At 49.3% G+C, this 4,265-nt stretch carries 4 protein-coding genes, 1 tRNA gene and 3 pseudogenes; 5 read left to right on the top strand and 3 right to left on the bottom strand.

What is annotated here, in order from left to right; translation table 11 throughout:
- Positions 1-54 precede the first annotated feature (54 nt).
- A pseudogene (locus HLUSI_RS29395) lies at positions 55-587 on the bottom strand (c-type cytochrome).
- Between the two features lie 206 nt (positions 588-793).
- Between HLUSI_RS29395 and HLUSI_RS0117905 the strand changes: the two are divergent.
- A tRNA-Arg gene (locus tag HLUSI_RS0117905) sits at positions 794-869 on the top strand.
- A gap of 904 nt (positions 870-1,773) precedes the next feature.
- Here HLUSI_RS0117905 and HLUSI_RS0117900 read toward each other — a convergent pair.
- Both HLUSI_RS0117900 and HLUSI_RS31825 read right to left on the bottom strand, forming a co-directional pair.
- Positions 1,774-1,992 carry a hypothetical protein gene (locus tag HLUSI_RS0117900; RefSeq protein WP_016835256.1) on the bottom strand — a complete coding sequence of 73 codons (219 nt, stop codon included), beginning with the start codon at positions 1,990-1,992 and terminating at the stop codon, positions 1,774-1,776.
- Positions 1,993-2,110: 118 nt separating this feature from the next.
- A pseudogene (locus HLUSI_RS31825) lies at positions 2,111-2,479 on the bottom strand (helix-turn-helix domain-containing protein); the annotation flags it as partial.
- A 93-nt stretch (positions 2,480-2,572) separates the two neighbouring features.
- Between HLUSI_RS31825 and HLUSI_RS0117895 the strand changes: the two are divergent.
- The 4 genes and pseudogenes from HLUSI_RS0117895 to HLUSI_RS34315 form a co-directional block, all read left to right on the top strand.
- The gene (locus tag HLUSI_RS0117895; protein ID WP_016835255.1) at positions 2,573-2,752 is read left to right on the top strand and encodes a hypothetical protein; all 180 of its coding nucleotides are present in this window, start codon (positions 2,573-2,575) and stop codon (positions 2,750-2,752) included.
- Positions 2,753-3,134: 382 nt separating this feature from the next.
- Positions 3,135-3,572, top strand: coding sequence for a GNAT family N-acetyltransferase (locus HLUSI_RS0117885; protein ID WP_238534035.1), 438 nt, complete (start codon positions 3,135-3,137; stop codon positions 3,570-3,572).
- 38 nt (positions 3,573-3,610) lie between these two features.
- Positions 3,611-3,976 (top strand): hypothetical protein, encoded by a 366-nt coding sequence (locus HLUSI_RS0117880; RefSeq protein WP_016835253.1) that lies wholly within the window; start codon positions 3,611-3,613, stop codon positions 3,974-3,976.
- A gap of 69 nt (positions 3,977-4,045) precedes the next feature.
- Positions 4,046-4,265, top strand: a pseudogene (locus tag HLUSI_RS34315) (GNAT family N-acetyltransferase); the annotation flags it as partial.

Raw genomic sequence — 4,265 nt, 5'->3', positions numbered from 1 at the left:
AGTCCCAACCAGCGTTGTTATTTTTTCGGGGAGGCGACGCCTACTTGATATTGATTATTTCTTTTCTGCGGGAGCGGCAGCCGGAGCAGCGGCTGGAGCCTTCACTTCGGGTTCCTTGAACTTGGCACCGGACTGATTGGCCATGTAGACCACGGTGCGGGCGATTTCCACGTCGTCCAGATCAGGATTGCCGCCTTTCGGAGGCATTGCGTTCAGGCCGTTGATGGCGTGCGCCAACAGTTTGTCGTAGCCTTCGCCGATGCGCGCTTTCCAGGCGGCAGGATCGCCGACCTTCGGTGCGCCTGCGATGCCGGCGCCGTGGCAGGCTGCGCAGGTGGATTTGAAGACTTCTTCACCGCTCAGCAATTGCTTGGGCGCGTTGGCATCACGGAAAGTGAAGCCTTCGCTGGCCACGGGCTTGATGCGCGCGGCGATCATTTCCCCCCGGTCGTCTGGCCGTTGGTGACGTACTCAACCAGCAGGACGATACAGACGATGGGGATCAGAAAGCCTGCCGATACAGCAGCGATCAACTGTTTCGGCGTTTTGATTGCGGATTCGTGGTGTTCGTTATGTGCGTCGCTCATAGTTCCCTCAGTGCAATATTCTTCGAAAGCGTTGACCCGAATTTTTTGGAAAATCGGTGTTTATTACTGTTTAGAGAAGCGCTGTCTCGCCCAACCTAAGATTATAGACACAATGTAATTCATTGGGAACGGAAAATAGTTGCCCGCCGTGGACGGGGCGGGGGAAAAACTGTATCCTTCATCCCTCTTCGACGTTCGTCCCAAAAGCGGCTGTAGCTCAGTGGATAGAGTATTGGCCTCCGAAGCCAAGGGTCGTGGGTTCGATCCCCGCCAGCCGCACCATATTTGCAGTTCTCCGTTTCATCCCAGTGAAGCTGGAACCATAGTATTGCCGTTACGGCAGGGCTATGCTTCCAAATCTATACGGCAAAACAACGCTTCCAGCCTTCGCTGACACAAACCATTCTCGTAAATTGTGTTGTGGCATTTCTATCAATATCGCCGAACTAGCTCATCACATTCTTTACAGAATATGCATTTTTGCTAGTCACATCGAGAAATTAAAGGACTATAAGCTTGTCTGATGGCGATGAAGACCAGTCCTGTGTGCGGGAAGCAATGGGTTAAAAACGCCTGATAAGGTTTGATTTTTTTGCTTGATATCATATCTTCGCAAACGCCAGTATCATATTTGGAATGAAGGCTGTCTTTAGGAGGCGCAAAATGTCTGACAAACAAAACGTTTCTGTTGCGCAACAACGGATTATATCGCTTCGTGATCAGGCGTTGCTACGCGCAAAGTCCGGTGAACAATCCGAAGTTCTTACTAAACTGATATCCAGCGGCAAAGTTATAAACATGATGTCCAAGCGCGTACACGTAGTGACGCCAGTGGATCGCGCGGAGATGGTACGTTTAGCTAGAGACCCAAGCATTCGGCGTGATTAGTCGTTTGCAGAATGTAGGTCGAATCGGGCGTGGGGTGCACGTTGAGCTGCCTAGGTTAAAGACTCAATTAATGGGGCGTATGTGAACTTCCGCTTATGGATTGCGGACAACGAAGAATATCAAACTGTAATCCGCGTCACTCGCACTTAGTCGCCGATGATTCAATTGCCCTAGAAGTCGCTTCTGGCCACTCTTGCGAAAGCGCTTTTGCTGAGCTAGATTTAGGGGCTGCAAAATCGAATCAAAAGCTTGTTCGGCGACACGATTTTGCGCTAATCGAATCAAAACTTTTAGCGATCTATTTTTTCTTTCCAAACACTCTGTCCACGTCTTCCTCGTCAAGTCTGATCTCGGGATATCGGCGCTTGTTATTAGGGTCGGCTACATATGCTTTCACTTTTTCCCAATCGTCGGCAGTCATCGCACGTATTTTTCTTTTCCCGCCCATCTTTATCAAACGCGGCTTGTCCGTAGTCTCGGCTGGAGGGGATGGATCTTTCGGCTTTTCTTCCTTCATTGCAGACCTCCTTAGGTTCACATTAAATTCTAGGCAAAGATATCCCCTCTCACATCGAAGGTGAGATGTTGCGGGAACCTCCGCGTCCAAAAAGCAAAAAACCGCTCCAAGAGGAGCGTGTTCCTTTGCTCGCAGCATTGACCCTGTCTAACTGATCCACTTTCCATTGCCGGGCGAACGCGGCAACGCGATCATAAGAGCCTTCAAATCCCAACACACACAAGTCTGCGTGCATCTGCTTGAGACTTCGCTTTTGCTTCCTAGATTTGGTGGATTCGGTTTTAAGCCATGCAGATAGTTTGAATGTGTACACATCCAGAGCACTGGCTGAACGCCGGTCAGCGTAGGCTGGCTCTACAGTTTCAGAGCGCAGGTAACGTCTAACGGTGTTCCTGGAGATGCCAAGTCGCTTGGCGATCTCCCTTAGCGATATCTGGTCACGTAAGTGCCAGCGCCGAATAATTCCTAGTAATGCCACGTCGATCACTCCAATCTCCTACCTGATTGCTTAGGTAGGATTGTGTATCAAACGTGGGTCAATTTTCGATGCAAAATTCCCAGCAAAGTGGGTCAGTTTTCGATGCAAATCTACAACAAGCGACTTCAAATATCTGTGACTGCTGCGGAAGGCGATGAGCGAGATACGCTTGATGTGTTCGCGTATCTGAAACCTGTCGAACAGTTTGAAATGAATATGGTTAAAAAAGGCCCTTTGGCCTCCTATGAACTCTCTGACGCATTGCTCTATCGTCCTCGCTAGCTAAATCCAAGCCGAGGGACTGGTGCCGGCCAGAAGCAGACTCTTCATCAAACCACTTAAATCTGAATTTTTGCAGACTAATATGGCCTCTAACGACGGATATGATTGCTTTCGCAGACTCGCAGAAGAACTCTCACGACTTGGGCGAGAGGACGAAGCCCACCAAGTTCATGACGCAATGACAGCTGGGGCCACAGGGAGGGAATGTCTTGGCGAGCTTGGAGTGGTCTGGGCGAGGCTACGAAGAAATCCCACGAATCTGCCAGCGAACTCCACAGCACTCATCACGTCCTGTATTTGTGCCGTCCAGCTTGCTTGGCCAAATTACAATTAGATTGTCGCGTTGCTTCCGCAATCGGCCAGAAACGGAGGTAATCACATAATGAACTTTTCTTCCCGAAGCCCCGCCATGCGTTATCACATTCGTGAAGAAGTGCCTGATGCAACCGTCTATATAGAGACGAGGCTAGCAGCTGGCCTCAGCAGAAAATCTCCAGAAGCTGCCGCCATTGGTTTGAAGAATGGCTTATTCAGCGTAGTTGTCTATGCCGAAGAAATTCCGGTGGGAATCGGACGTGTCATTGGTGACGGCGGCTGTTTCTTTGAGATTGTGGATATCGCCGTCTTGCCGCCCCATCAGAAGAAAGGCCTCGGACACATGATTATGGAACGCTTAATGAAATTCATCCATGAAACTGCACCGGCAACGGCATACGTAAGCTTAATGGCAGACCATGGAACGCCCGAGTTCTATCGGCGATACGGCTTTGAGATGTCATTGCCACCTCAGAAAGCTGGCATGTTCCTGCGGATTACTTAGTCTGCTTCCGGCCAGTAACGGTCATTCACATTTTAAGAATGAATATAGACGACATCCTTAACCAAATCGATAAAAATGCTCGGCCAGATGATGACGCATTTGATTTGCTATTGGTTTCGCACAGCGGTTCGCGCAACGCATTCTGCGAAAGCTTCACCAAAGAAGTTGCGCAGCGCTACCTAGATAATTTTTTGAAATTCGATAAAGCCGACTGTGCAATAAACTCTTTGTCTGCTTGGGCACCTCTTGAGACATTTTCTGAATTTTCTTGGGCCATATATAGAGCCTTCGACGAAGGTGAATATTTGCACCTTGGACAGCTAGCAGGCACGAATGAAGAGTTGTACACCAAGCCTATGCTCCGCAAGGCTCTGAATACGGTCCCTTTGAAATCCGATAGTTAACCTCCGCAACCGGCCAGTTTCGGACATTCAAAAATCATTCCAGGCGAAGAAACTGAAGAAAGAGGCGAAATGGAAATTCGTGATATCTGTTCTGACGACTTGAATTTAATCTGCCAACATCGAGAATTGATGTTTCGAGAGGCGGGCCGGGATGAAACAGCTCTGGCTGCGATGGCACCTAATTTTCGAAATTGGTTGGAACCCAGAATCGCAGATGGTAGCTATTTCGGATTTCTTGCCACTGATAACGATGACGTCGTAGCCGGCATCGGCTTGATGCGGCTTGATG

This window comes from Herbaspirillum lusitanum P6-12 (assembly GCF_000256565.1).
GTDB classification, from domain to species: Bacteria; Pseudomonadota; Gammaproteobacteria; order Burkholderiales; family Burkholderiaceae_D; genus Herbaspirillum; species Herbaspirillum lusitanum.
Note: the sequence above shows the minus strand (reverse complement) of the source record. Positions and strands in the feature narration are given on the sequence as shown.

Bases quoted from the DNA above. Each gene is read 5' to 3' on its own strand.
- HLUSI_RS0117885 (WP_238534035.1), top strand. From the start codon at position 3,135: ATGAACTTTTCTTCCCGAAGCCCCGCCATGCGTTATCACATTCGTGAA.
- HLUSI_RS0117880 (WP_016835253.1), top strand. From the start codon at position 3,611: ATGAATATAGACGACATCCTTAACCAAATCGATAAAAATGCTCGGCCA.
- HLUSI_RS0117900 (WP_016835256.1), bottom strand. From the start codon at position 1,992: ATGAAGGAAGAAAAGCCGAAAGATCCATCCCCTCCAGCCGAGACTACG.
- HLUSI_RS0117895 (WP_016835255.1), top strand. From the start codon at position 2,573: ATGCAAATCTACAACAAGCGACTTCAAATATCTGTGACTGCTGCGGAA.